Source organism: Pectobacterium aroidearum (genome assembly GCF_041228105.1).
Lineage (GTDB): Bacteria > Pseudomonadota > Gammaproteobacteria > Enterobacterales > Enterobacteriaceae > Pectobacterium > Pectobacterium aroidearum.
In genome coordinates, this window is the sequence record NZ_CP166097.1 from 965,019 (window position 1) to 988,658 (window position 23,640).

20 protein-coding genes are annotated in these 23,640 nt (G+C 53.3%); 10 read left to right on the forward strand and 10 right to left on the reverse strand.

Translation table 11 applies throughout. From position 1 onward, the window contains the following. Nucleotides 1-24 precede the first annotated feature (24 nt). Together ytfE and ipdC are read right to left on the reverse strand one after the other, a co-directional pair. Nucleotides 25-690 carry an iron-sulfur cluster repair protein YtfE gene (gene ytfE / locus AB8809_RS04375; protein ID WP_349854480.1) on the reverse strand — a complete coding sequence of 222 codons (666 nt, stop codon included), beginning with the start codon at nucleotides 688-690 and terminating at the stop codon, nucleotides 25-27. A gap of 102 nt (nucleotides 691-792) precedes the next feature. Continuing rightward, nucleotides 793-2,460, reverse strand: coding sequence for an indolepyruvate decarboxylase (ipdC, locus tag AB8809_RS04380; RefSeq protein WP_349854478.1), 1,668 nt, complete (start codon nucleotides 2,458-2,460; stop codon nucleotides 793-795). Nucleotides 2,461-2,758: 298 nt separating this feature from the next. Here ipdC and AB8809_RS04385 point away from each other — a divergent pair, with 298 nt between their 5' ends. Continuing rightward, nucleotides 2,759-3,181 carry a DUF2502 domain-containing protein gene (locus tag AB8809_RS04385; protein WP_015841570.1) on the forward strand — a complete coding sequence of 141 codons (423 nt, stop codon included), beginning with the start codon at nucleotides 2,759-2,761 and terminating at the stop codon, nucleotides 3,179-3,181. 58 nt (nucleotides 3,182-3,239) lie between these two features. Here the strand turns inward: AB8809_RS04385 and AB8809_RS04390 are convergent, their stop codons facing one another. Then, nucleotides 3,240-3,794 carry a flavodoxin family protein gene (locus AB8809_RS04390; protein ID WP_039277901.1) on the reverse strand — a complete coding sequence of 185 codons (555 nt, stop codon included), beginning with the start codon at nucleotides 3,792-3,794 and terminating at the stop codon, nucleotides 3,240-3,242. Nucleotides 3,795-4,049: 255 nt separating this feature from the next. On the opposite strand from AB8809_RS04390, the gene AB8809_RS04395 reads away from it, so the two are divergent. After that, nucleotides 4,050-4,433 carry a helix-turn-helix domain-containing protein gene (locus AB8809_RS04395; protein WP_015841568.1) on the forward strand — a complete coding sequence of 128 codons (384 nt, stop codon included), beginning with the start codon at nucleotides 4,050-4,052 and terminating at the stop codon, nucleotides 4,431-4,433. A 58-nt stretch (nucleotides 4,434-4,491) separates the two neighbouring features. On the opposite strand, the gene AB8809_RS04400 is transcribed toward AB8809_RS04395, so the two are convergent. After that, nucleotides 4,492-6,444, reverse strand: a complete 1,953-nt coding sequence (locus AB8809_RS04400; protein ID WP_349854475.1) for a bifunctional 2',3'-cyclic-nucleotide 2'-phosphodiesterase/3'-nucleotidase — start codon at nucleotides 6,442-6,444, stop codon at nucleotides 4,492-4,494. Between the two features lie 204 nt (nucleotides 6,445-6,648). Here AB8809_RS04400 and cysQ point away from each other — a divergent pair, with 204 nt between their 5' ends. Beyond that, complete coding sequence (gene cysQ, locus AB8809_RS04405; RefSeq protein WP_349854474.1) at nucleotides 6,649-7,389, forward strand: 3'(2'),5'-bisphosphate nucleotidase CysQ; 741 nt, start codon at nucleotides 6,649-6,651, stop codon at nucleotides 7,387-7,389. 19 nt (nucleotides 7,390-7,408) lie between these two features. Here the strand turns inward: cysQ and AB8809_RS04410 are convergent, their stop codons facing one another. Then, a complete protein-coding gene (locus AB8809_RS04410) occupies nucleotides 7,409-7,987 on the reverse strand; it encodes a YtfJ family protein (protein WP_015841565.1) in 579 nt (192 codons plus the stop codon). 347 nt (nucleotides 7,988-8,334) lie between these two features. Between AB8809_RS04410 and AB8809_RS04415 the strand changes: the two genes are divergently transcribed. Further along, nucleotides 8,335-8,541, forward strand: a complete 207-nt coding sequence (locus AB8809_RS04415; RefSeq protein ID WP_005974755.1) for a DUF1107 domain-containing protein — start codon at nucleotides 8,335-8,337, stop codon at nucleotides 8,539-8,541. 76 nt (nucleotides 8,542-8,617) lie between these two features. Here AB8809_RS04415 and AB8809_RS04420 read toward each other — a convergent pair whose 3' ends face one another. Together AB8809_RS04420 and msrA are read right to left on the reverse strand one after the other, a co-directional pair. Then, the gene (locus AB8809_RS04420) at nucleotides 8,618-9,943 is read right to left on the reverse strand and encodes a hemolysin family protein (RefSeq protein ID WP_043881983.1); all 1,326 of its coding nucleotides are present in this window, start codon (nucleotides 9,941-9,943) and stop codon (nucleotides 8,618-8,620) included. Nucleotides 9,944-10,093: 150 nt separating this feature from the next. Next, nucleotides 10,094-10,732 carry a peptide-methionine (S)-S-oxide reductase MsrA gene (msrA, locus tag AB8809_RS04425; RefSeq protein WP_349854757.1) on the reverse strand — a complete coding sequence of 213 codons (639 nt, stop codon included), beginning with the start codon at nucleotides 10,730-10,732 and terminating at the stop codon, nucleotides 10,094-10,096. A gap of 491 nt (nucleotides 10,733-11,223) precedes the next feature. Here msrA and AB8809_RS04430 point away from each other — a divergent pair, with 491 nt between their 5' ends. From AB8809_RS04430 to AB8809_RS04440, 3 genes are read left to right on the forward strand one after another with little or no spacing between them, the layout of a single operon-like run. Beyond that, on the forward strand, nucleotides 11,224-12,939 hold the full coding sequence (locus AB8809_RS04430) for an autotransporter assembly complex family protein (RefSeq protein WP_349854473.1): 1,716 nt from the start codon (nucleotides 11,224-11,226) through the stop codon (nucleotides 12,937-12,939). Further along, a complete protein-coding gene (locus AB8809_RS04435) occupies nucleotides 12,936-16,973 on the forward strand; it encodes a translocation/assembly module TamB domain-containing protein (RefSeq protein WP_349854472.1) in 4,038 nt (1,345 codons plus the stop codon). Before AB8809_RS04430 ends, AB8809_RS04435 begins: the two co-directional genes overlap by 4 nt. A gap of 2 nt (nucleotides 16,974-16,975) precedes the next feature. Then, nucleotides 16,976-17,326 (forward strand): gamma-glutamylcyclotransferase, encoded by a 351-nt coding sequence (locus tag AB8809_RS04440; RefSeq protein WP_015841560.1) that lies wholly within the window; start codon nucleotides 16,976-16,978, stop codon nucleotides 17,324-17,326. 114 nt (nucleotides 17,327-17,440) lie between these two features. On the opposite strand, the gene ppa is transcribed toward AB8809_RS04440, so the two are convergent. Continuing rightward, entirely contained in the window at nucleotides 17,441-17,971 is a 531-nt protein-coding gene (gene ppa / locus AB8809_RS04445) for an inorganic diphosphatase (RefSeq protein WP_015841559.1), read from the reverse strand. A gap of 248 nt (nucleotides 17,972-18,219) precedes the next feature. On the opposite strand from ppa, the gene AB8809_RS04450 reads away from it, so the two are divergent. After that, the gene (locus tag AB8809_RS04450; protein ID WP_180778654.1) at nucleotides 18,220-19,806 is read left to right on the forward strand and encodes a methyl-accepting chemotaxis protein; all 1,587 of its coding nucleotides are present in this window, start codon (nucleotides 18,220-18,222) and stop codon (nucleotides 19,804-19,806) included. 315 nt (nucleotides 19,807-20,121) lie between these two features. Here the strand turns inward: AB8809_RS04450 and plsY are convergent, their stop codons facing one another. Beyond that, nucleotides 20,122-20,757, reverse strand: coding sequence for a glycerol-3-phosphate 1-O-acyltransferase PlsY (gene plsY / locus AB8809_RS04455; protein WP_180778655.1), 636 nt, complete (start codon nucleotides 20,755-20,757; stop codon nucleotides 20,122-20,124). Between the two features lie 107 nt (nucleotides 20,758-20,864). Between plsY and folB the strand changes: the two genes are divergently transcribed. Beyond that, entirely contained in the window at nucleotides 20,865-21,218 is a 354-nt protein-coding gene (gene folB, locus AB8809_RS04460; RefSeq protein ID WP_015841556.1) for a bifunctional dihydroneopterin aldolase/7,8-dihydroneopterin epimerase, read from the forward strand. Between the two features lie 272 nt (nucleotides 21,219-21,490). Further along, entirely contained in the window at nucleotides 21,491-22,309 is an 819-nt protein-coding gene (bacA, locus tag AB8809_RS04465) for an undecaprenyl-diphosphate phosphatase (RefSeq protein WP_349854470.1), read from the forward strand. Between the two features lie 63 nt (nucleotides 22,310-22,372). Here the strand turns inward: bacA and AB8809_RS04470 are convergent, their stop codons facing one another. After that, nucleotides 22,373-23,617: a multifunctional CCA addition/repair protein gene (locus AB8809_RS04470; protein ID WP_320702730.1), complete on the reverse strand. Its 1,245-nt coding sequence runs from the start codon at nucleotides 23,615-23,617 to the stop codon at nucleotides 22,373-22,375. Nucleotides 23,618-23,640: the final 23 nt, after the last annotated feature.

Consider the following 23,640-nt stretch of genomic DNA (forward strand, 5'->3'; position numbering starts at 1 on the left):
CTTTCTTTTTTTATTGAAACGACATTACTCACCGCGCAGCGCGCGTGGGAACAGCAAATTGTTTTCCAGATGGATGTGCTCCATCAGGTCGGTAATGAACTCGTTGATACCGGAGTACAGCGCACGCCAGGTATTGCAGGCACCTTCCGGCGGCACCACGCCATGAGTCAGTTCTTTGACCACTTCCACATCACGCCCGGCATCATCGTGCTCATGCTCCATCACTGAAATCGGTGCCGCGGCATTCGCGCCCATTCCCTGACCGATCATTGGGAAGAGAATGCGCTCTTCTTTCATCATATGCTGAGACAGTTCGTTATAAATGGCGGTCAGTTGGTGTGCGAGGCCGTGTGGGCAGTCTGCTTTATCGTGATGCACACGCTCGACTTTTTCTGCCATCAGAATCAGTTCCGGCAGTTGTTCGCGGTGACGATCGTGAAAGCGGGGGATGATGTACGCGATAATGTCGGCCAGCGGTGCTTCACGCCAGTCCCGCGCATCAGAAGGCTGTGCGGCCAGTTTTTCTAACTGTGCTTCCAGCTCATCGATATTAAGATCTTTTTTGCCAGCGGCGCGACTGAGCGTTTGCTTTCCGCCGCAGCAGAAGTCCAGATTGAGTTCACGAAAGAGTTTGGTCGCGCGCGGAATAGCGATAGCCAACTCACCCAGGGATTGATCGCGGTATGCCATGATGATGCCTCTCAACGAATGCAGTTTATAAATTGCATTTTAAATGCATCTTTTGGCGTTGAATATACCGCTTACGAGGTAGGCGGTATAAAGTGTACCGTGCTACTGCACGGTATTGCGGGTCTCAAGCGACTGCGTGATGGTGTGTAAAAGCGCGGGAATATCCATTTTCGGCAACACGACCTCGATGAGCGACAAGCGAGATTCCGCGTTCACCTGTTTGAGCGTCTGTGCGAGAGCCGTCGGTGAGCAAACCTGTTCGCAGAGTATTTCGTTTTCATCCGCGCCTAACGCGGCGGGAAGCTGTGTCCAGTTCCAGGCGGCGATATCGTTATAGCGCTGTTCAGGGCCGTGAATCGCCCGTTCGACGGTGTAGCCCTCGTTATTCAGCACCACAATGACCATATTCAAGCGATCCCGAATGATAGAGCCAAGCTCTTGCACGGTAAGCTGAAGTGAGCCGTCGCCGATCAACAGTACTACGCGCCGGTTCGGTTCGGCAATTTGTGCGCCGAATGCCGCTGGAAGAGAGTAACCTATCGAGCCCCATAGTGGTTGAACGATGAAATGGCAGTCCTTCGGCAACCGGAGCGTGGCGGCACCAAAACACGAGGTGCCCTGATCGGTCACGAGAATATCGCCAGGGCGGAGGAAACGCTGCATCTGTTGCCAAAACTCGCGCTGATTGAGCATGTCTTTTTGCTCTGACTGCGGTAAGGCCGGGGCTGTAATCGTGCGGTGATCCCAACGGGACGCCAGTGTTGCGGTGATGGTTTCCAGCGCGGCGGTAGCGTCTGACATTGGAATTGAGGGGAAAACCTGGCTGCCGACGCGAGCCAATGTTGGCTGGATATCGATGTTTTTTTCGCAGGCAATCTGATGGCTGAATCCCGTCGTAATCGTATCGGTATAGCGCACGCCAACGCTGATGATGACATCCGCATCTTCGATGTGTGCACGAATCGCTTCGTCACTGCCGCCACCTGAGTAGGTGCCGGTGAAGTTGCGGTGCTGTTCGTTTAGCGTGCCTTTTCCCATCAGTAAGGTGGCGTGGGGGAACGGCGTGTTATCGATCCAGCGTTGGATTTGTTCTGCGACACCCATGCGCTGAGCCAGAAAGTCAGCCAGCAACGAGACCGTGTTGGCTTTGCTCAGCATCGTGGTGGCTGCGGTGATAAAGGCCTGCAGTGAATCATCAGAACGGAGTGGTTCAGGAAGCGCAAGCGGGTATGGCTGTGCGCCGACCGGTGCCGCAGCCACGTCCAATGGCAGAAACAGATAGACCGGTTTGTGCTGAGAAAGCGCTTCTCCAATCACTCTGTCGATCTCTGTGGTTGCGTTTTCGACGGTGAGGCTGGCCTGCGCAGCGGTGACTTCCGCTGCCATGCGCGAAAAGCGGCTAAAATCGCCGTCGCCTAGAGTGTGGTGAAGTAATTCGCCGTTGCGTTGTGACGCGAGGCTGGGTGCAACAGCGATGTGAATAACAGGGAGGTATTCCGCGTAGCTGCCTGCAATGCCGTTAATCGCGCTGAGTTCACCCACCCCGAAGGTGGTGAGCAGTGCCGCTGCCGGACGGCATCGCGCATAGCCATCGGCGGCATAAGCGGCGTTTAACTCATTTGCGCAGCCCACCCAGGTCACCTCTGGATGGCTGATAACATGATCGAGAAAATGCAGGTTGTAGTCGCCCGGTACGCCGAAGAGGTGCTGAATACCGATCTGTGCCAGACGATCCAATAAATAATCGCCCACTGTGTAGTTTTCGTTCATTACGGCTCCCTTTTTATGAATGACGGATACTCTGAGAGTAAGTATTAGCGATAAGATGAATATTTCTAATACTTATTCCCTATGTTTAATCCATATATCTGCATTTTTTGTATAATTAACGGTATTTACATTAATATTATTAATTTATTAGTAGGGCGCTGATGAATAGCGTGTAGTGGCGTTAGCGAAACGTTAAGAACAGTAAAATCAGGAAAATGCGTATTTATCTGATAGTGGCGCAGAGGAATTCCCGTATATCTTTGCCATGCCGCAGTCGCGGTGAGCAAGGAGTTACCCTATGTTTAAGCCACTCGTCATCAGCGCCCTGTTTATGGGAATGTTTGTGGTTATGCCTGCGCCAGAGGCTAAGGGAGCCAGCATCGATCTGATGCCTGGCGTCACGCTGAATATTGGCGAACGTGACAGACGCGGTAATTACTGGGATGGCTATGACTGGCGCAGCGAGCGCTGGTGGCAGGAGCACCGGGGTTACTATCGTGGCGAACGTAATCGACACGGTTATTATTGGGATGGCTGGCGCTGGCGCGATGCCCGCTGGTGGCGTGAGAGCCAGCGCGATAGACGCGATTACGACAATCGCCGTTTTGATCCTCCACGCTATGTTGACGATCGCGGTCCGCGTCGCGGTGAATGGGACAGACGTGGGCATGAGCGAGGAAATGGTTACTACCGCAATGGGCGGGGATCGTTCCGCGATTAGCCGGATAAAAAAAGCGCCGCGAAAGGGCGGCGCTTGTTCCTCGGATACTGGCGCTTAATTAGTTAGCCAGTTTTGCAGCGATGTCAGCGATACGCTGGCCATACAGCTTACCGGTTGCCAGATCGCCTGCGACCACTTCATCTACGCTGGCGTCAGACGGCGTCTGCGCCAGCAGGCCCACGGAGCCCCCGAGGTTATTCAAATCGTCGCGTTTTGCCGCTTTGGCATTGGAAGGGAGCTGGTTCAGGCTGACCCAAATACCGCCGTGCTGTGAAGCCAACGTCTGCAAATAAATCAGCGTGACTTGTTTGTCCCCGTTCAGGCTAGCGCTGTTGGTAAAACCGCCAAACACTTTGTTGCTCCAGGTACGGGAAAACCAGGCTTTAGAGCTGGCATCCGCAAATTTCTTGAACTGCCAGGTCGGGCCGCCCATGTAGGTCGGTGTACCGAAAATAATAGCGTCGGCAGCGGCGAGTTTCTCCCACTCGGCATCGCTGATGTTTCCTTCCGCATCGATGGCAATCAGCTCGGCGTTAGCGCCCTCGGCGACGGCAGTCGCCAAACGTTGTGTGTGACCATAGCCTGAATGATAAATAACAACTGCTTTTGACATAACCTATCCTCATTTCTCTGTGTTTATCAACAATACGCCGTGGCCATCATGTAGCCCTGCGAGTGATACGTGCTTTCTAATGGATACTAACTTTATAATGTGAGGACTATATCGGAGCCTCATGGTTCTGTTAAGAAAGCACTTTTAAGTGAGCTGGTATCTTCAAGGTAACCATACCTGTCATATTTCAAGCGGTTGTGTGTTGTCCGTCTTCGCGCAACTCGACTGATTTAGAGCACAGAGGGAAACTCAACGATGAACAAACGCTATGATGTTTATGCGCAGCATTGCCCGACCCGCATGATTTTGGATCGCGTGGCGGATAAATGGACGTTGCTGATCCTGAATATTCTGGTTGAACGGCCGATGCGCTTTAACCAGTTAAAACGCGATGTAGAAGGGATTTCACAAAAGGTATTGTCGCAAACGCTGAAGAATTTGGTGCGTGACGGCTTCGTCGAACGTACGGTCTTCCCAACCATTCCGGTGACGGTGGAATACGCCTCGACCGTGATGGGAAAAACGTTGGCCAAACCGATTGCCGAGCTGACGTACTGGGCGGAACAGAATATGGATAATGTGCTGTTATCCCAGCAGAAGTTTGATGCGTCAGCGAATAGTGCGGCAGAACCGCTGTAAGGCCAGCGCTCAGGCTCCCGCCGTAGCAGGAACCTGTGGGTAACAGCGCTGTCAGCCCTTATTTAGCCTGTTGCAGGTCAAGGCGATAAACCGCAAAGCCTGTTTCATCATTGCCGACGTGCGTCATCGGATATTGGGCTTTCTCTTTGATAAACGCCGTGGCTTTCTCTGACGGTGACGTTTCAAAACGGATATCCAGCGGCGTGTCGCTGGCTATAGGTGCCAGACGCCAGTTGTTATCCGCCTGCGGTTTCACTTCTCCCGATTTTTGCGTTTCCGCGCTGATGTAGGCCGCCAGAACGGAGCGGTTTTCATCCGGCGAGGCAAAGGCCACATACTTCTCACCCGTACCGGCAAATTTCTCGCCGTAGGCGCGGTAGTTGTTGGTGGCGATCAGGAACGTGGCTTTAGGATCGATCGGTTTGCCGTTAAACGTCAGTGCCTTGATGCGGTGTGCTTTATCGTTGATTAACGCACACTCGCTGTCGTAGCGGGCGGGTTGCGTCACATCAATCTGATAATTGACGCCGTCGATCACGTCGAAGTTATATGTGCGGAAGCCATCCCAGTTCAGCAGGAATTGCGGTTCACGTTTGCTCGGATCGATTTGTTTGAACTGGCCCGCAGAGCACTCCAGCCACTCCTGCACCTGCTGTCCGTTAACTTTCACCACCACCAGCGTATTGGGGTAAAGGTACAAATCGGCAGCGTTACGGAAGGTGAGCTGGCCTTTTTCCACTTCGACATAGCTGGCCGGATCGTTTTTACGTCCACCGGCTTTAAACGGCGCGGCAGCGGAAAGTACCGGCAGATCGGCCAGATCGGGATCGCCCTGAATAAAGTGTTCTACATAGGCGCGCTGAGCATTGTTGACGATCTGCACGGTAGGATCGTCCTGAATCAGCGACAGGTAGCTATACATGTTGTCTGCCGATTTGCCGATCGGCTTGCTGACGAACTCGCGTGTGTCTTTATGCGCGTCAGCGAGGACTTTCACCAGCTTGTCGTCTTCCGCCGCCAGAGATTTCTTCTGCGCTTTGTCATAGATAGGTCTGGCTTCTGCTTTCGCACTTTCTACCTTCCATGTGCCGCTGTCGTTATTTAACGTGAAATCGACGACGCCAAGGTGATCACCCCATTGCCCCGGCATTACCGCGGGGACGCCATTGAGCGTGCCCTGTTTGATGTCAGCGCCCTTGATGTTCGCAAAATCATTGCTGGGGAATACCGCGTGCGCATGGCCAAACATGATTGCGTCGACGCCAGGAATTTGGCTGAGGTAGTAAACGGAGTTTTCCGCCATCGCTTTGTACGGCTCGGCAGAAAGGCCGGAATGGGGGATAACAATCACCAAATCGGCGCCTTGCTTACGCATTTCCGGCACCCATTTTTTGGCACTTTCCGTGATGTCTTCGACGGTCACGTTTCCTGTCAGATTGGCTTTATCCCACACCATGATCTGCGGTGGAACGAAGCCAATATAACCGATGCGCAGGGTATGCTGTTTGCCGTCGCGGTCTTTAACCGATTTGTTTTCAATGTGGTAAGGCGTAAACAGCGGTTTACCCGTTTTGGCATCCAGCACGTTGGCGTTCACATAAGGGAACTTCGCCCCTGACAGCGCCCTATGCAGGTAATCCAGCCCATAGTTGAATTCGTGGTTACCGATGTTGCCGACAGAATAGTCCAGCGTATTCATCGCCTGATAAACCGGATGCACATCGCCAGCTTTCAACCCTTTTGCCGCCATGTAGTCACCTAACGGGCTGCCCTGAATCAGGTCGCCGTTATCAACCAGCACGCTGTTGCTGGCCTGTTCGCGCGCGGCGTGAATCAGGCTGGCAGTGCGCACCAGACCAAATTTATCGGTTGGCGTATCCTTGTAGTAATCGAAATCCATCATATTGCTGTGCAGATCGGTGGTTTCCAATACCCGTAGATCAACGGTAGCGGCATGAACGGTCGTGGCGACCAGCGTAGCAAGCAGGCTGAGTGCCAGTGAATGCTTCATTGCGTAACTCCTTGTGCGGTGATTGTCGACGCGTGAGGCGAACGGGGGTGTCTTTCATATCATGATGAAGTTAAAGTGATTATCGTCTCTAAATACTGAGGATGACATCAATAATGGCAATAATCGTAGATTGCCTCACAGATGTATAATGAATGACAGAGATGAAGTCTGCGTTACGCGTAACCGATAACGACGAGGTCGATCATGTTAGAAACTGTTTGCCAACTGGCTCGCGATGCCGGTGCTGCCATTATGCAGGTTTACGAAGGGCAACATCCTGTGGATGTCTCGCTCAAGAAAGATGATTCGCCAGTGACCGCCGCCGATCTGGCCGCGCATCGGGTCATTAAGGACGGGCTGGCTGCGGCGTTCCCTGATATTCCTTTGCTGTCAGAAGAAGATCCGCCAACATGGGAAATTCGCCAGCACTGGCAGCGCTATTGGCTGGTCGACCCGCTGGATGGCACCAAAGAATTCCTGAGTCGCAACGGTGAATTTACGGTGAATATTGCGCTGATCGAGAATGGTCAGGCCGTGCTGGGCGTGGTTTATGTGCCGGTCACAGGCGTGATGTATTCTGCGGCACAAGGCAAAGCCTGGAAAGAAGAGAACGGCCAGCGTCGGCAAATTACGGTGAAGCCGGCTCATCCGCCGCTGGTGGTGGTCAGCCGTTCTCATGCCGATAGTGAACTGAAGGATTACCTTAGCCAGTTAGGAGAGCACCAGACGGTGGCGATTGGGTCATCGCTAAAATTTTGTCTGGTGGCGGAAGGCGAAGCGCAGCTTTACCCACGCTTCGGGCCGACGAACATTTGGGATACGGCGGCGGGACACGCGGTGGCGGTGGCTGCCGGGGCGCAGATTCACGATTGGCAAGGGCAGCCGTTGTCCTATACGCCACGTGAATCTTTCCTCAACCCCGGTTTTCGCGTCTCTTTATTTTAATTTACTAAGCGTTTTCGTCCTATTTCTCTTCGAGCAATTGGCGCAGCAGGGACATCACCTGCTGCACTTCTTGTCCGCTCAGCGCGCCATCTTTCACGAAACGGATTTTCCCTTGTTTATCCAGCACCGCGATAGCCGAACTTTGGGGCTGTAGCTGCCAGGTTTTTCGCACGTTGCCGTTGCTATCGACAATAAATTGCGACCACGGGAATGCTTTCTTGTTGTCCTCAAGGCTACTGCGCACAAACATGCTGGTGCCGATGATGGCATCGTCGGTATTCACGATTGTCGTCGTTTGGTAATAATCATGCGGTAGGTTAGCGGCCTTCAGTGCGGAGATGAGCGGATCGTTCATCTCTTTGGCCGAGGTTCGGCCGGCTATGTGCTGTATCACCCGTACTTTTCCGGGCAATTGCGCGCTGTTCCAGTTTTTATAACTAAACTGATTATTAAGGTACTGAAGTTCTCCCCGATCTGCGACGCCGACAGGAGGAACCATCTGATTGAGTACCAGCGTATGGGCAGAGGCCGGGAGCGAGATAATCCCTAGCAAGGGCGTGATAGAGAGCGCGAGGAGCAGGTGACGTATTTTTATCATGGTATGTCCTTCTGTGTGGGGGCCCGATGCGATGTTAATGATGGAAAAGGTCAGGCTATGGAATAAGCGTAGATTCAGGACACTGGTCTGTCCTGCTTCGCTGTAAAACGGTTTGTGCCAGAGTGCACAAAACCCTTATTTTTGAAGGTTTATACTGATGACTAAGGGTTTACTTAAACACTGTTCTGTAAAAATCTGTAAAAGCAGTTAAGAATACTGAATAGTGGGGAACTAAATACCGTTTTACAGTACTAATTAGCAGTATCCGTTATCTCATTAGCGCTCCAGAACCTCAGCCATGTTGGCGAAAGGGAGAGCGTAGAAAAATAAAACGGGAGAGTAAAACGATGAGGATCTTCGAACGTTACAATCCTTTGAAAGTCGCCAAATATGTGAAAACCCTGTTTCGCGGGCGGCTGTACATTAAAGGGGTTGGTGCTTTTGAGTTCGACTACGGCAAAATTCTTTTGCCAAAGAAACAGGATAAGCAGCATCTTCTGGTGATGTCTGAAGTGAATCGCCAGGTCATCCGGCTCCAGGCTGAGATGGGATGAATGATAAAGAAACGGCCCGTAGCGGGCCGTTCTGGTTTGTGATGAAGCCCGATTGCTTGGGCATGTCTTCTGGCGGTTAATCGTCGCTATCGATCTTCACGCTTGATGAGACAATCGGGCGGTCTTCCAGACGCGTCACCAACAGCTGATCGATCTTATAGCTATCGATATCGACCACTTCAAACTTATAGCCAGAGAAGCGCACCGCATCGGTACGTTTCGGGATTTTCCGCAGCGTATACATCATGAAACCGCCAATGGTTTCGTAGTTGCCGGAGTGCGGGAAATCATCAATATTCAGCGCCCGCATGACGTCTTCTATTGGCGTACCGCCTTCAACCAGCCAGGAATTCTCGTCACGCGCCACAATCTGTTCTTCCATTCCCTGACCGACGAGATCGCCCATCAGGGTGGTCATCACGTCGTTAAGCGTGATGATGCCGACGACCAGCGCATATTCGTTCAGAATGACTGCGAAGTCTTCCCCCGCCGTTTTGAAACTTTCCAACGCTTCGGACAGCGTCAGCGTATCCGGTACGATCAGCGCCGGACGGATCTGCACGCCGCTGCTTAGCGTCAGGCTCTGGTTTCCCAACACCCGAATCAGCAGGTCTTTGGAGTCCACGTAGCCGACGATCTGATCGATTGTGCCATCACAAACCAAAAACTTGGAATGCGGCTGCTGAGCGATTTTTTCCTTAATGCTGTCTTCCTGCTCGCGCAGATCGAAGTAGACCACACTTTCGCGTGAGGTCATCGAAGAGGGTACGGTGCGGGATTCCAGTTCAAACACGTTCTCGATCAGTTCGTGTTCCTGCTTACGCAGGACGCCAGCCAGCGCACCGGCTTCTACTACGGCGTAAATATCATCGGACGTGATGTCATCTTTACGCACCATCGGCAGCTTGAGCAGACGGAAAATAACGTTAGCCAATCCGTTAAAGATCCAAACCAGCGGACGGAAAAGGAATAGGCAGAAGCGCATGGGGTTGATTATGCGAACCGCGACGGCTTCTGGCGCAATCATACCAATGCGTTTCGGGGTGAGATCGCCAAACAGGATGAACAGGCTGGTGACGAGTACGAATGAGCAGATGAAGCTAACTTTATCGGCGGCTTCGGGTGACATGAAGCGTTCAAACAACATAGAAAACGTTGGAGAAAATGCCGCATCGCCGATGATACCGGCCAGAATCGCGACAGCGTTGACGCCAATTTGAATCACGGTAAAGAAGATGCCCGGCGTTTCCTGAAACTTGAGCACCAGATCGGCGTTGATATTTCCCTCATCGGCCATCAGCTTGAGTTTAATTTTACGGGATGCCGCCAGCGAGATCTCGGACAGCGAGAAGAACGCACTGATGGCTATGAGACAAAGAATCAGCAATAGACTGTTTAACATCATTTTTAAAGTTTTCGCATGAGCCTAAAGTAGCGCAGCGATCCTCAGAAAGGTGAACACATTATGGTAGTTATTGAAGGTATATAACCGGGCAACGCGCTGCCCGGTTCGGGCGCATTATAGCAGGAGCGGTGAATTTACCGCCAGTGGTCAACGCTGAGGAGGCAGACAGACACCGATACCGCCTAATCCACAGTAGCCGTTCGGGTTCTTGTACAGGTATTGCTGGTGATCGTCTTCCGCATAATAGAACGGACCCGCAGGCTCAATTTCTGTGCTGATAGCACGGACGTCACCGTTTTCCCTCATTGCCTTTTGAAAGCGTTGAAGGCTTTCCTGTGCGGCCTGTTCCTGCTCGGGCGTGAGCGTATAGATAGCGGAACGATACTGGCTGCCGATATCACCGCCCTGACGCATACCCTGCGCGGGGTCGTGATTTTCCCAGAACAGTTGCAGCAGTTGATCGTAACTGATAACCGCAGGATCAAAAACGACACGCACCGCTTCGGCATGATCGGTCTGCCCGCTGCACACTTCGCGGTAGGTTGGATTCGGGGTATAACCACCGATATAACCCGCCGCAGTACTGTAGATTCCCGGCTGTTGCCAGAATAAACGCTCCACGCCCCAGAAACATCCCATCGCAAAAATAGCAACGGACATATGATCGGGCACATGCGTCATGGAATGCTCATGGACGACATTCAGCCTGGCCACCGGCATGGGGGTGGAACGTCCCGGTAAAGCATCGGATTGTGTAATCCGCTGCGTCTTATCAATCGAACTCATCACGTTGTTAACTCCAGCTAGACTGGGTAAATAACCCGCTTTCATGGAAAGCATAACCAAGAAGCATTGAGCTGTCTTTATATCTTAATGGGGTTTAATGTTAAGGTAATGTTTATCTGCAATGCCGCGTATTGATGTTTGTAGTTGAAAATCTATTCTTAAGATGAAAAATTAGTATTTATCACTAAGATAATACAAAATTGTTAGGGGATTTCGGCGCTACGTGGCGGATTGTCAGGTAGGCGTACAGCGGCGGCCGTCAACACGGCGGGCGAAGTGATAAAAGCCATGCTATAGGTTTTAGACGACAAGGTTTTAGGCGACAGACCGATTTATCAGGGAGCTCAGTGACTACTTTCATTGCAAAAAGACGTTTCACTTCAAAGAACAGTCTCATTGGAAAAAAAAGCGTTACCGGGCAAAAAGGCATAGCAGGACAAAAAAACAGTTTTGCTGGCTGTGGTGCGCCACGGTACCGGTTTCTTGGCCTGATGTGCGCGCTGCTTCTGTTGGCACCGGAGAGCCAGGCGGCGAATGTGCGTCTGCAAGTCATGGGGCTGGAAGGGCAGCTACAAAAAAATGTTCGGGCACGTTTATCGACCATTGCGGTTGATGAGGTGAATGCCGACGGGCGTTTCCGCTCGCGCGTCGATGAAGCGATCCGTCAGGGATTGCGCGCGCTTGGCTATTACGATCCACAGATTGGCTTTGAATTCCGGCCTGCCGTTAATGGCGGGCGACCCGTATTAATTGCTACCGTCACCCCCGGCGAACCGGTAAAAATTGCCGGAGTGAACATCACCCTGCGCGGTGGCGCGCATGACGATAAAGACTACCAGCAGCTGGTTAAAGACGATCGCCCTGAAATCGGGTCGGTGCTGAACCACGGCGATTTCGATCGCTTTAAAAGCGGGTTGAACGGTTTGTCATTACGCAAAGGCTATTTCGATGCGCGCTTCCAGCAAAGCCAGCTTGGCGTTATGCGGGAAGAGAGAGAAGCGTTTTGGGATATCGATTTTGATAGCGGTGAACGCTATCGCTTTGGCGCTGTACATTTTCAGGGCGCACAAATCCGCGATGATTATCTGCAAAATCTGGTGCCGTTTCATGAAGGCGATGCCTACACCAGTGAAGATCTCGGTGAGTTAAACCGTCGTCTTTCTGCGACGGGATGGTTTAATTCTGTCGTGGTCTCACCCGATTTCGATCAGTCGAAAAGCTCCAAGGTGCTGCCGCTGGAAGCGGTGGTGACACCGCGAACCCGTAACCGCATCGAAACCGGGGTGGGGTACGCGACCGATGTCGGCCCGCGCTTTAAAACCACCTGGAATAAGCCCTGGGTGAATTCGCGGGGCCACAGTCTGGAAAGCAGCCTGAGTGTGTCTGCGCCGGAGCAATCGCTTGATTTTAGCTACAAAATCCCCTTATTGAAGAACCCGCTAGAGCAGTATTACCTGCTGCAAGGCGGCTTCAAGCGCGAAGATCTCAACGATACCAAATCCGATGGCACCACGCTGAATGTGGCACGCTACTGGGATCTCTCCAGCGGGTGGCAACGGGCGATTAATCTGCGCTGGAGTCTCGACCACTTTACGCAGGCGAGCGTGACGGATACCACGATGCTGATCTATCCGGGCGTCAGCATTAACCGAACCCGTCAACGCGGCGGGCTGATGCCGGTGTGGGGCGACACGCAGCGCTATTCCATCGATGTTTCAGACACCCTCTGGGGATCGGATATCGATTTTGCCGTGGTTCAGGCGCAAAACGTCTGGATTCGTACGCTGGCGGACAAACACCGCTTTGTGGCGCGCGGCAATCTGGGCTGGATTGAGACCAACAATTTCTCCCGTGTCCCGCCCTCACTGCGTTTCTTTGCCGGTGGCGATCGCAGCATTCGTGGGTATAAATACAAATCGATTTCGCCGCGCGACAGCGACGGCAAACTGACCGGTGCGTCCAAGCTGGCGACCGGCTCGCTCGAATACCAATACAACGTAACGGGAAAATGGTGGGGCGCGGTTTTTGTTGATTCAGGTGAAGCAGTGAATGACATCAAACGGAGTAATTTCAAGACCGGTTCGGGCGTCGGCGTACGCTGGGCCTCGCCGATTGGCCCGGTGAAACTCGATGTTGCCATGCCGATCGGCGATGCAGAGAAGAAGAACGATGTTCAGTTCTATATCGCGCTGGGGCCTGAATTATGATGGATGAAAAAAACGAAAAAAAAGCACAGGATGCCGCGGCAGAAGAAAACATCGCGCAGGATAACGTGCCGACGACGCCTGTACGAAAAGGGCGCTGGTGGAAACGCATCGGCATTGGTATCGCCGCATTCTTGTTGCTGCTTGTTGTTGGCATAGGGCTGCTGGTGGGCACTACGCCGGGTCTGCACCTGTTGCTGAATACCGCAGCACGCGTGGTGCCGGGGCTGGACATTGCCAGCGTGAGCGGCGGCTGGCGTGATTTAACGCTGAAAAATGTCAGCTACGAGATGCCGGGCGTGACGGTAAAGAGTGATGAATTTCACCTGTCGCTCGCGCTGGGGTGTCTGCGCAAAAGTCAGCTGTGTATTAACGATCTCTCGGCGAACCGCGTCGATGTGATCGTAGATACCAAAGCCCTGCCTGTGGCGGAAGAGCCACCGCCGCCTTCGACTCCAGTCACGGAAATCTCCGCACCTTTCCCTATCTCTCTACGTCAACTCGTACTCAATAGCGTCCAGGTTACCGTGGATGACACGGCGATTTCCTTGGGCGAATTCCGCACCGGAATGCAGTGGGAAGGGCGCGCGTTGACGCTGCTGCCGACCAAAATCAGCGCACTGCTGGTGGCTTTACCGAAAACCCCTGTCGATGTGCTGGAAGATGGCAAAGTGACGGCGGCGGAAATGGCGTCCGTCATCAAAGAAACGGCGGCGAACGTACGTGAGGCGGCTGAGCAAGGTTCTTCGCAAACGCTTCAAATCGATAAAGTGCTAGAGGCAAATAATACGGTAGCGGCCGCCACGACGACGACACCGATACCGACAGCGTCGACGCCAAAAACGGATGGCGCCGCTGACAAGCCGGCAGTCCCTGAACAGCCGCTGGGCGAACGCCTGAGCGAGCTATTCTCCAAACCGCTATTACCGGATTTACCGCAGTTCACGCTGCCGTTGGATCTGAATATTGTTGAGATCCACGGTGAACAGCTGCGGCTGACGGGCGATCAGGACATTGTGATTAATAACCTGTTCGTACAGGCGTCGACCCAGCAACAGCATTTGCGACTGGACAAACTGATCGTGCAATCGCCGCAGGGCGGGTTGAATGTACGCGGTGAAGCGACGCTTAGCGATAACTGGCCCGTCTCGCTGACGGCGAACGGCGTGCTGAATGTCGAGCCGCTCAAAGGCGAAACGTTGAAACTGGCGGTCGATGGCGGCCTGCGTGAACAGCTGAATGTGGCACTGAATCTTTCTGGGCCGCAGCGCGCCCAGTTGGATTTGCAGACCAAACTGGCGGAAGCCGGGTTGCCGCTGGCGTTGACGTTGCAAACCGAGCGTGTGCGCTGGCCGCTGACGGGGACAACGCAGTATCAGGCCAATAACGTCAGGCTGCGTTTTAATGGCAAAGCGACCGACTATGCGTTATCGCTGCGCGGCGATCTGAGCGGTGCGGATATTCCTCCCGCGACGCTGCTGCTGGATGGCAAAGGCAACGAGCAGCAGTTTACGCTGAGCCGCTTGCGGCTGGCTGCGTTGCAGGGGAATGCCGATCTGAGTGCGCTTATCGACTGGAGCAAAGCGATAAGCTGGCGCAGTGAGCTGCTGCTGAACGGGATTAACACCGCGAAACAGTGGCCTGAATGGCCTGCGAAAATAGATGGCAAGATAACAACGCGCGGTAGCGTCTATGGAGGTAGCTGGCAGTTGCAGGTACCGGAACTGCGGCTGGATGGCAACGTGAAAGCGAATAAGCTCACGGCCAGAGGTGAACTGCGTGGCAATGCGGCAGGCCAGTGGACAATACCAGGGCTGAATCTGGCATTAGGCCGCAACCAGTTGAATGTCAAAGGTGACCTGAGCGACAAATGGCAGTTGGATGCAGATATCAATGCGCCGTCGCTGGACGGTATGTTGCCGGGTCTGGCAGGACGCGCCATCGGGACACTCAAGCTACGCGGCAATCTGCGTGAACCGCAGATACTGGCGGATATCACCGCTTCCGGCCTGCGCTGGCAGGCAATAACGATAAGTCAGGTGAGAGTAGAAGGCGATGTGCGCTCCGAACAGCAGATTCAGGGCAAGCTGGCCGTGCGTCTCGAAGCGCTGAAGCAGGATGGTCTGAATATTGCGCTGTTGACGCTGGATGCCAGCGGCAATGAAAAGCAGCACCAGCTTCGGCTGAATATGCAGGGTGAACCCGTCGCGGGGCAACTGGCACTTTCAGGCAGCTTCGATCGTCAGGAACAACGCTGGCGCGGTACGCTGAACAATACCCGCTTCGACACCCCTGTCGGTGAATGGCGTCTGACGCAGGATATGGCGCTGGACTACCTGAATACGCAGCAGAAGATCACCATCGGCACACACTGCTGGCGTAACCCGAACGCAGAACTTTGCGTACCGAAAGCGATTGAGGCCGGACCGAGCGGACAGGCAAGTATCCGATTGAACCGTTTCGATCTCGCTATGTTAAAGCCGTTCCTGACGGCAGATACCGTGCTGGCGGGGACGTTTACCGGTGGTGCGGATATCAGTTGGCAGGCGGGGCAAGGCTTACCACAGGCGAAAGTGTCGCTGGTGGGCAATGGTGTGAGCGTTCGTCAGCAGATGCAGGGCAACACGCTGCCGATTGATTTCGATACCTTTACGCTGAATGCCGGGCTTGATCGCGGGCGGGCGCAGCTTGGCTGGCTGATGGCGATTCGCGAGAACGGGCGCTTCAGCGGTGATATTCAGGTGACCGATCCACAAGGGCGGCGCAATCTCGGCGGCAATGTCACAATTAACAATATTTCGCTGGCCTTGCTCAACCCTGCGTTGAGTAAAGGAGAGAAAGCGGCAGGGATATTGAATGCGAACCTGCGCTTGGCAGGGGATGCGGCACGTCCTCAGATCTTTGGCCAGATGGTGCTGGAGCGATTGGATATTGATGGCAACTGGATGCCGGTTGATCTGACCAACGGGCGGCTGGCGGTGAATTTCAGCGGGATGTCATCAACGCTGCAAGGCTTTCTGAAAACGGATAACGGACAGTTGAACCTCGGCGGGAATGCCGACTGGTCGCGGCCTGATGCGTGGCGTGCGCGGATTGCGGCGAAAGGCCAGAAGCTGAGGGTGACGATTCCACCGATGGCGCGGCTGGATGTCTCGCCGGATATTGTCTTCGAGGCTACGCCGCAGCTGTTTGCGTTAAACGGTTCGGTCAGTATTCCGTGGGCGCGTATTGTGGTTAAAGATATGCCGGAAAGCGCGGTGGCGGTGTCATCGGATGAAGTGATGCTGGATGCCCAGCGCCAGCCGCTGAAGAAAGCCAGTGCAGCGATTCCGATTAATAGCAATCTGACAATCCGCGTCGGAAATGATGTGCGGCTGGATGCGTTCGGGCTGGCTGCCCGCTTGCAGGGCGACCTGAAAATGGTTCAGGACGAACGCGGATTAGGGCTGAACGGGCAAATCGATATTCCGTCCGGCCGCTTTAAAGCCTACGGGCAGGATCTGATCGTCCGCAAAGGGCTGATTCTGTTCTCTGGACCGCCTGATCAGCCGATCCTGAATATCGAAGCCGTTCGTAACCCAGACAACACCGCTGATGACGTCACCGCCGGGGTGCGTGTCACCGGCATGGCCGCCACGCCGAAGCTGGAAGTCTTCTCCGATCCGGCAATGTCGCAGCAGGAAGCACTCTCTTATCTGCTGCGTGGACAGGGTTTGGACAGCGGTGGAGCCGATAGCTCGGCAATGACCTCAATGTTAGTCGGTTTAGGGGTTGCACAAAGTGGTCAAGTTGTGGGTAAAATCGGCGAGGCCTTTGGCGTAAGTAATTTAGCTCTGGATACACAGGGTGTTGGCGATAATTCTCAGGTTGTCGTCAGCGGCTACGTCCTTCCGGGTCTGCAAGTGAAATATGGTGTTGGCATATTCGATTCTTTGGCAACGTTAACGCTGCGTTACCGCTTGATGCCAAAGCTATACTTGGAAGCGGTGTCTGGAATTAGCCAGGCATTAGATGTGCTCTATCAGTTTGAGTTTTAGCGATGCGAATTATTGTTTACGGCAGTTTACGACGCAAACAGGGAAATAGTCATTGGATGACAAATGCGCAATGGCTAGGGGATTGTCAGCTCGCAGGTTTCGAGCTGTACGATCTCGGCCATTATCCGGCAGTAGTACCTGGTGATGGAGAAATCCATTGTGAGGTTTATCGCATTAGTTCGTCGATATTGACGGAGCTGGATGCGTTAAAGCGGGACGGTCACGAATACCAGCGTGAGCTGATTTCCACGCCTTTGGGCAGTGCCTGGATCTATCTGTACAAACACCCTGTTGTAGGGCTGACGCGTATAGCCAGCGGTGACTGGTTGAAGCGTGATGAAGAAGAGGCTTGAGGTTACGTAGCTAATCAGGTCAAGGTCGTTATAAATAAAAACACCGCGTAAGGCGGTGTTTTTGATCGTGCGCTATCTTAGCCCGTAAGGGGTGTAACGCATATTGCGCGGCGATTATTTGTTTTTCGCGCGCTCGAAGGAGGCAACGATCTCGGCTTTTGCCGCTGCAGCGTTGTCCCAACCTTCTACTTTTACCCACTTGCCTTTTTCCAGATCTTTGTAGTGTTCAAAGAAGTGGCCGATCTGTGCACGCAGCAGTTCAGGCAGGTCGTTAACGTCTTTAATGTGATCGTATTCTTTGGTCAGCTTGCTGTGCGGAACGGCAACCAGCTTGGCATCTTCGCCCGCTTCGTCGGTCATTTTCAGCACGCCAACAGGACGGCAACGGATCACTGAGCCCGGCTGCAGCGGATACGGCGTTGGAACCAGAACGTCAACCGGGTCGCCATCCAGAGACAGCGTGTGGTTGATGTAGCCGTAGTTGCACGGGTAGAACATAGCTGTAGACATGAAACGGTCTACAAACAGCGCGCCGGTATCTTTATCAATTTCATATTTGATTGGATCGGCATTCGCAGGGATTTCAATCACTACATAGATATCTTCTGGCAGATCTTTACCTGCCGGAACATCGTTCAGACTCATGTCAGTTTCCTTCTCTTAAAACCTGAAATAGCGTGGCCGTCATTATAGCCAAAAAGCGTTTAATGTCCCCGATTTTTAGCGTACCGAGGCGCCATGCGCTCGCATGCGTCGTTTAAGTAAAAATACTTTCGTTACTAAAGTTTCTTTAAAGAAAGCAGGCTTGCTACCGATAGGAACATGATCGAGATCACGTTATGTGGAGCATTTCTCCGCATTTATTTATCATTTGTAATATCAGGGAAATAAAAATGTTAAGAAATATCACAATCAAGACGAGCTTGATTGCTTTGTTAGGAACGATGGTACTGCTGTTGTTGCTGGTCTGTGGAATTGGCATTACCTCAATCAATCAGGGAATCACGTCGCTTACTACGATCGACAAGATTCAGGGCAAAGAAGTCACGGCGCTGGCGGGGAGCTACACTGCGTCGCTGCGAGCCAGAACGGGGGCTGCCTTGGCCGCTCGTCAGATGGAAAGCGGGTTGACCGATCTCGCAAATGCCTCGGTTGCGCGAGCGGAGGCCTACACCGCGCTCTCGCAAAAAGAAATGGCGCGCTTTCTCTCCTACGGTACCGTAACGGAACGTGGTGCCAGAATGGCGGCAGAGGTTAAAGGCAACTACGAGCAATACATGAATCTTGGCGTTCAGCCGATGGTCGATGCGCTAAAACGCGGTGATATCGCCGCCTATTACGTGCTATTGCAGGACGTGCTGCCGCCGCTCAGCGTTAAGATGGACAAAGTAGCGAACGAATTCCGCGACTTCGGCCTGGAAGTGGGGGAAAACATGCTCACCGAAGCAGAGAACTTTGCGTTCGAACGTCTGACGATCATTGGCATTGCCTGTGTCGTCGTTCTGCTGCTGGTGTTGGCTGCCTGGATTGCGCTGAAGCGCTCTATTCTGTCTCCGCTTGAAGAGACGGTCACCCAACTGGAGTTTATTGCCCGTGGTGATTTGACCCAGCACATCGCTGACGGCGGGAATAATGAAATTGGCCGCCTGATTCAGGCAATGAAAGCAATGCAATCTTCACTGGCGACCGCCGTGGGGCGCGTCCGCGATGCTGGTATGCAGATTGACGTCGGTACGCGTGAACTCTCTTCCGGCAATACCCATCTGGCAGCTCGTACGGAAGAGTCAGCGTCATCACTGGAAGAAACCGCGGCCAGTATGGAGCAGTTGACTGCCACGGTAGCGCTGAACGCGGAGAGTGCGGAACAAGCGCATACGCTGGCGCAAAATGTGTCTGATATCGCGAATAAAGGCAGCGATACGGTGGGCAGTATGATTGAGAAAATGCAGATGATCTCCAGCAGCTCAGAACGTATTGCCGATATTCTGGCCGTGATTGACGGCATCGCGTTCCAGACCAATATTCTGGCGCTGAACGCGGCGGTTGAAGCCGCGCGTGCGGGTGAGCAAGGGCGAGGATTTGCCGTGGTGGCAGGTGAAGTCCGCAATCTGGCGCAGCGCAGTGCGCAATCGGCTAAAGAAATCAAAACGCTGATGGAAGAATCCCAGAGCCGCGTCAGTGAAGGTACCGTTATGGCAAAAATGGCGGGCGAAACGATGAACGATGTTTCTGAGGCGGTAGCGCGTGTGACGTCGCTGATGCGTGAGATTTCAACGGCAACGCGTGAGCAAAGCAATGGCATTGGACAGGTGAATTTGGCGGTATCGCAGATGGATGAGGTTGCCCAGCACAATGCTTCTCTGGTTGAAGAGTCCGCCGCTGCCACACGCTCACTGGAAGATCAGGCCCGTCTGCTGGCAGAAAGCATGGCACAGTTTAAGGTTCAGTCGCAGGAGTTTGCCGCCATCGGCCGATTCTAATTCCCCCTTCATACTTCAAGCTGCATGTGCGTTGGCAATACTCGGCTCATCTCTGAGCCTCGCCCTTAAGGGCCGCCGCAAGCGGCGTTCAAATCGGCTAAGCCGATTTGTCCTCGCTCACCCCAGTCACTTACTTGTGTAAGCTCCTGGGGATTAATGGGCCTCATAAATAAGGCCCACCCTCCGGGCCAGCGCTAGCGCTGTTCAAATCGGTCAAGAGCCGATTTGTCACTGCGTCGCCGCCTTCACGCAACTCGAATTATTTAGGGGGATCTTTCATAAAAAAATTCCCGTGAAAACGGGAATTTTTTTGTCTTACTCTTCGGGAGACGTTTTCTCGTCTTCTGGCTGTTTCTTCTTCCGCAGCTTGTTCCAGATTTTACTTTCCTGCCCGCGCCACAGACGTTGGATATTGTCGTGATGACGCATCAGTATCAGGCAAGAGAGCATCGCGACGGGAAACGTAAACTGTGGCTTGAACCACCAAACGTAAAACGGGGCGATGAGCGCACTGACGATGGCGCCGAGTGAGGAATAGCCGCTCAGCAGGACGGTCAGTAGCCAGGTCCCAGTCATCAGGCCCGTCAGATCCCAGCCGATCGGCGCGATGGCGCCAAAAGCCGTTGCCACACCTTTGCCGCCGCGAAAGTGAAAAAAGACTGGATAGATATGACCGAGGCAGGCCGCAATGGCGGTTAACCCGAGATACAACGGGGAGACGCCCAGTGCGTAAGCGGCCCAGACTGGCAACATGCCTTTCAGGACATCAAAAACCAATACGGTCGCAGCGGCAGCCTTGCCGCCAATACGCAATACGTTAGTGGCTCCGGGGTTCCCGGAACCATGCTGACGCGGGTCTGGTAGCCCAGCCATTCTGCAGAACAAAATCGCACTGGAAATAGAGCCACACAGATACGCGATTAACATCATACCAAGCGCGGTAACACTCATAACGCCATTCCGTTTAATAAGGGTCGTTTTACTCTTCTCATCTGTGGATAATACGCACATTCCGTCGGAAGTGGTATCCGACAGCGACAAAAACAGAGAATGGCGTGATGGATATCGTATTTATTGAAGAACTTACTGTAATCACTACGATCGGTGTTTACGATTGGGAACAGACTATCCAGCAGAAACTGGTGTTCGATATCGAAATGGGCTGGGATAACCGTCAGGCTGCCGCCAGTGATGATGTCAATGACTGCCTGAGCTATGCGGATGTCAGCGAGGCGGTGATTGCTCATGTAGCAAATCAGCGCTTTGCGCTGGTGGAGCGTGTTGCTGAAGAAGTCGCCCACATGCTGATGCAGCGCTTCTCGATTCCCTGGTTGCGGATCAAGCTCAGCAAGCCTGGCGCGGTCGCGCAGGCGCGTCAGGTTGGGGTCATTATTGAGCGCGGCGCGCGATAAATCTTATTTAACAGAAAAATACTGATTTACGTGCAACTAAACCGTAACCCAAATAGTCTATAAGCCAGTTATACCCGTCATACTTCAAGCTGCATGTGCGTTGGCTGCGTTCACTCACCCGAATCACTTACTTGAGTAAGCTCATCGGGACTCATTCGCTTGCCGCCTTCCTGCAACTCGAATTATTTAGGGTGTGTGTAGCGGCTCGCGAAAGTACGCGGCCGCTTTTTTATGGGCTGAATTTTCGTTTTTATTAAGGCAAGGATTTTTAGATGACTGACCTGCATTCATTGCTAATCGCATTTATTCTTGGCGTGGTCGAAGGACTGACCGAGTTTTTGCCCGTATCGTCTACGGGGCATATGATTATTGTTGGTCATTGGTTAGGGTTTGTTGATGATAAAGCCAAGACGTTTGAAGTGATTATTCAGCTTGGCTCGATTCTGGCCGTTGTCGTCATGTTCTGGCGTCGCCTCTTTGGTCTGATTGGGATTCACTTCGGTGAAGTCCCGCACGAAGGGCATACAGCGGGTCGACTGAAATTGACGCACATCTTGCTGGCAATGATTCCCGCCGTGGTGCTTGGGCTGGTTTTTCATGACGTGATCAAATCGCTGTTTTACCCACAGAACGTGATGTACGCGCTGGTTGTCGGTGGTTTTCTGCTGTTAGCGGCGGAATGGCTCAAACCTAAAAAGCCGCGTGCCGTCGGGCTGGATGACATCACGCATCGTCAGGCCTTTATGATTGGCTGTTTTCAATGTCTGGCGCTGTGGCCCGGTTTTTCTCGTTCGGGGGCGACCATTTCCGGCGGGATGCTGGTGGGCGTCAGCCGCTATGCGGCTTCTGAGTTCTCTTTTATTCTGGCGGTTCCCATGATGATGGGCGCGACCGTTCTGGATCTGTATAAAAGCTGGCACTTCCTGTCGCTGTCTGATGTACCGATGTTTGCTGTTGGTTTCGTGACGGCGTTTCTCGTGGCGCTGATTGCGATTAAAACCTTCCTGAAAATCATCAAACGCATCTCGTTTGTCCCGTTTGCGATTTACCGTTTTATCGTCGCGGGCGTCGTTTACATGGTGTTTATGTAAGACTAATTCTATCAGTTGTCGTTAGATAGAGGAGAGGCCACGCATTAGCGTGGCCTCTTTGTTTCAGGATGTAGCGGATGCATCCGGCTGTTGTGCTTTCCAGTCTGCCAATGCCAGAGTGCGGCGACGTGTCAGCTCATTGCGCACGTCGATGCCTTTAAAACCGTCGGCAACCACGCTCGCACTGCTGACCTGGCTGGCAACGCGGAAGGCTTCACGCAGATAGTCGCCTTGCGGATAAGGCGTATCTTCGAAACCTGCCCGCCCTCGGGCGTCAGCTTCGCTAGTGAGCGCTAACTGCTCCAAACGCTGCGGTTTGCGCCAGACGTCAATCGCATCAAATAACTTCAGCAGGGTTTTAGGTTGCAGCACCTGCACGGTATGAATCAGGTCATGATATTCGGCAACCAGTTTCGCCAGATCGCGAATTGGGTTAGGCACGCGCAGGCGCTGACACAGCGCTTCAACCAGTTTGACCCCTGCCGGACCATGCCCGTGATGCCGTGGCCACAGTTCGGGAGGCGTCAGCCCTTTTCCTAAATCGTGGCACAGCGTAGCAAAGCGTACGTCAATCTCAGGGCTGAGGCGTGCGGCCATCGCTACCGTCATCATGGTATGAATGCCGGTATCGATCTCCGGGTGCCATTTGGCGGGGGCGGGTACGCCATACAGATTATCGATTTCAGGGAACAGCACGGCTAGCGCGCCGCAGTCACGTAGCACCTGAAAATAGACATCGGGTGATGAGGTACCAAGCGCTTTTTCCGTCTCTTTCCAGACTCGCTCTGGCGTCAGATAGGCCAGTTCGCCCTCATGCGCCATTTTTTGCATCAGCGCCATGGTTTCTTCTGCGATCTGGAAGCCAAGATGAGCAAAACGCGCGGCAAAACGCGCAACGCGCAGCACCCGTAGCGGATCCTCGCTGAACGCGTCGGAAACGTGGCGCAGTACGTGATTCTCAAGATCGCGACGACCATGATAAGGGTCGATGAGATCTCCCTGCTCGGTGCGGGCAATGGCATTGATAGTCAAATCGCGGCGCAGTAAATCCTGCTCTAACGTGACATCGGGGGCAGCATGACAGACAAAACCGGTATAGCCTTTGCCGGATTTACGCTCGGTACGCGCGAGGGCGTATTCATCGTGGCTAACGGGGTGTAAGAAAACGGGAAAATCCTTTCCAACCTGCTGGTAGCCCTGCGCAAGCAGCTCCTCCGGCGTAGCGCCAACCACCACCCAATCTTTCTCGGTGACGGGTAAACCCAGCAGGCTGTCCCGAACAGCACCGCCGACAAGGTAAATCTTCAATGTCGGGCTCCTGAATAAATAAC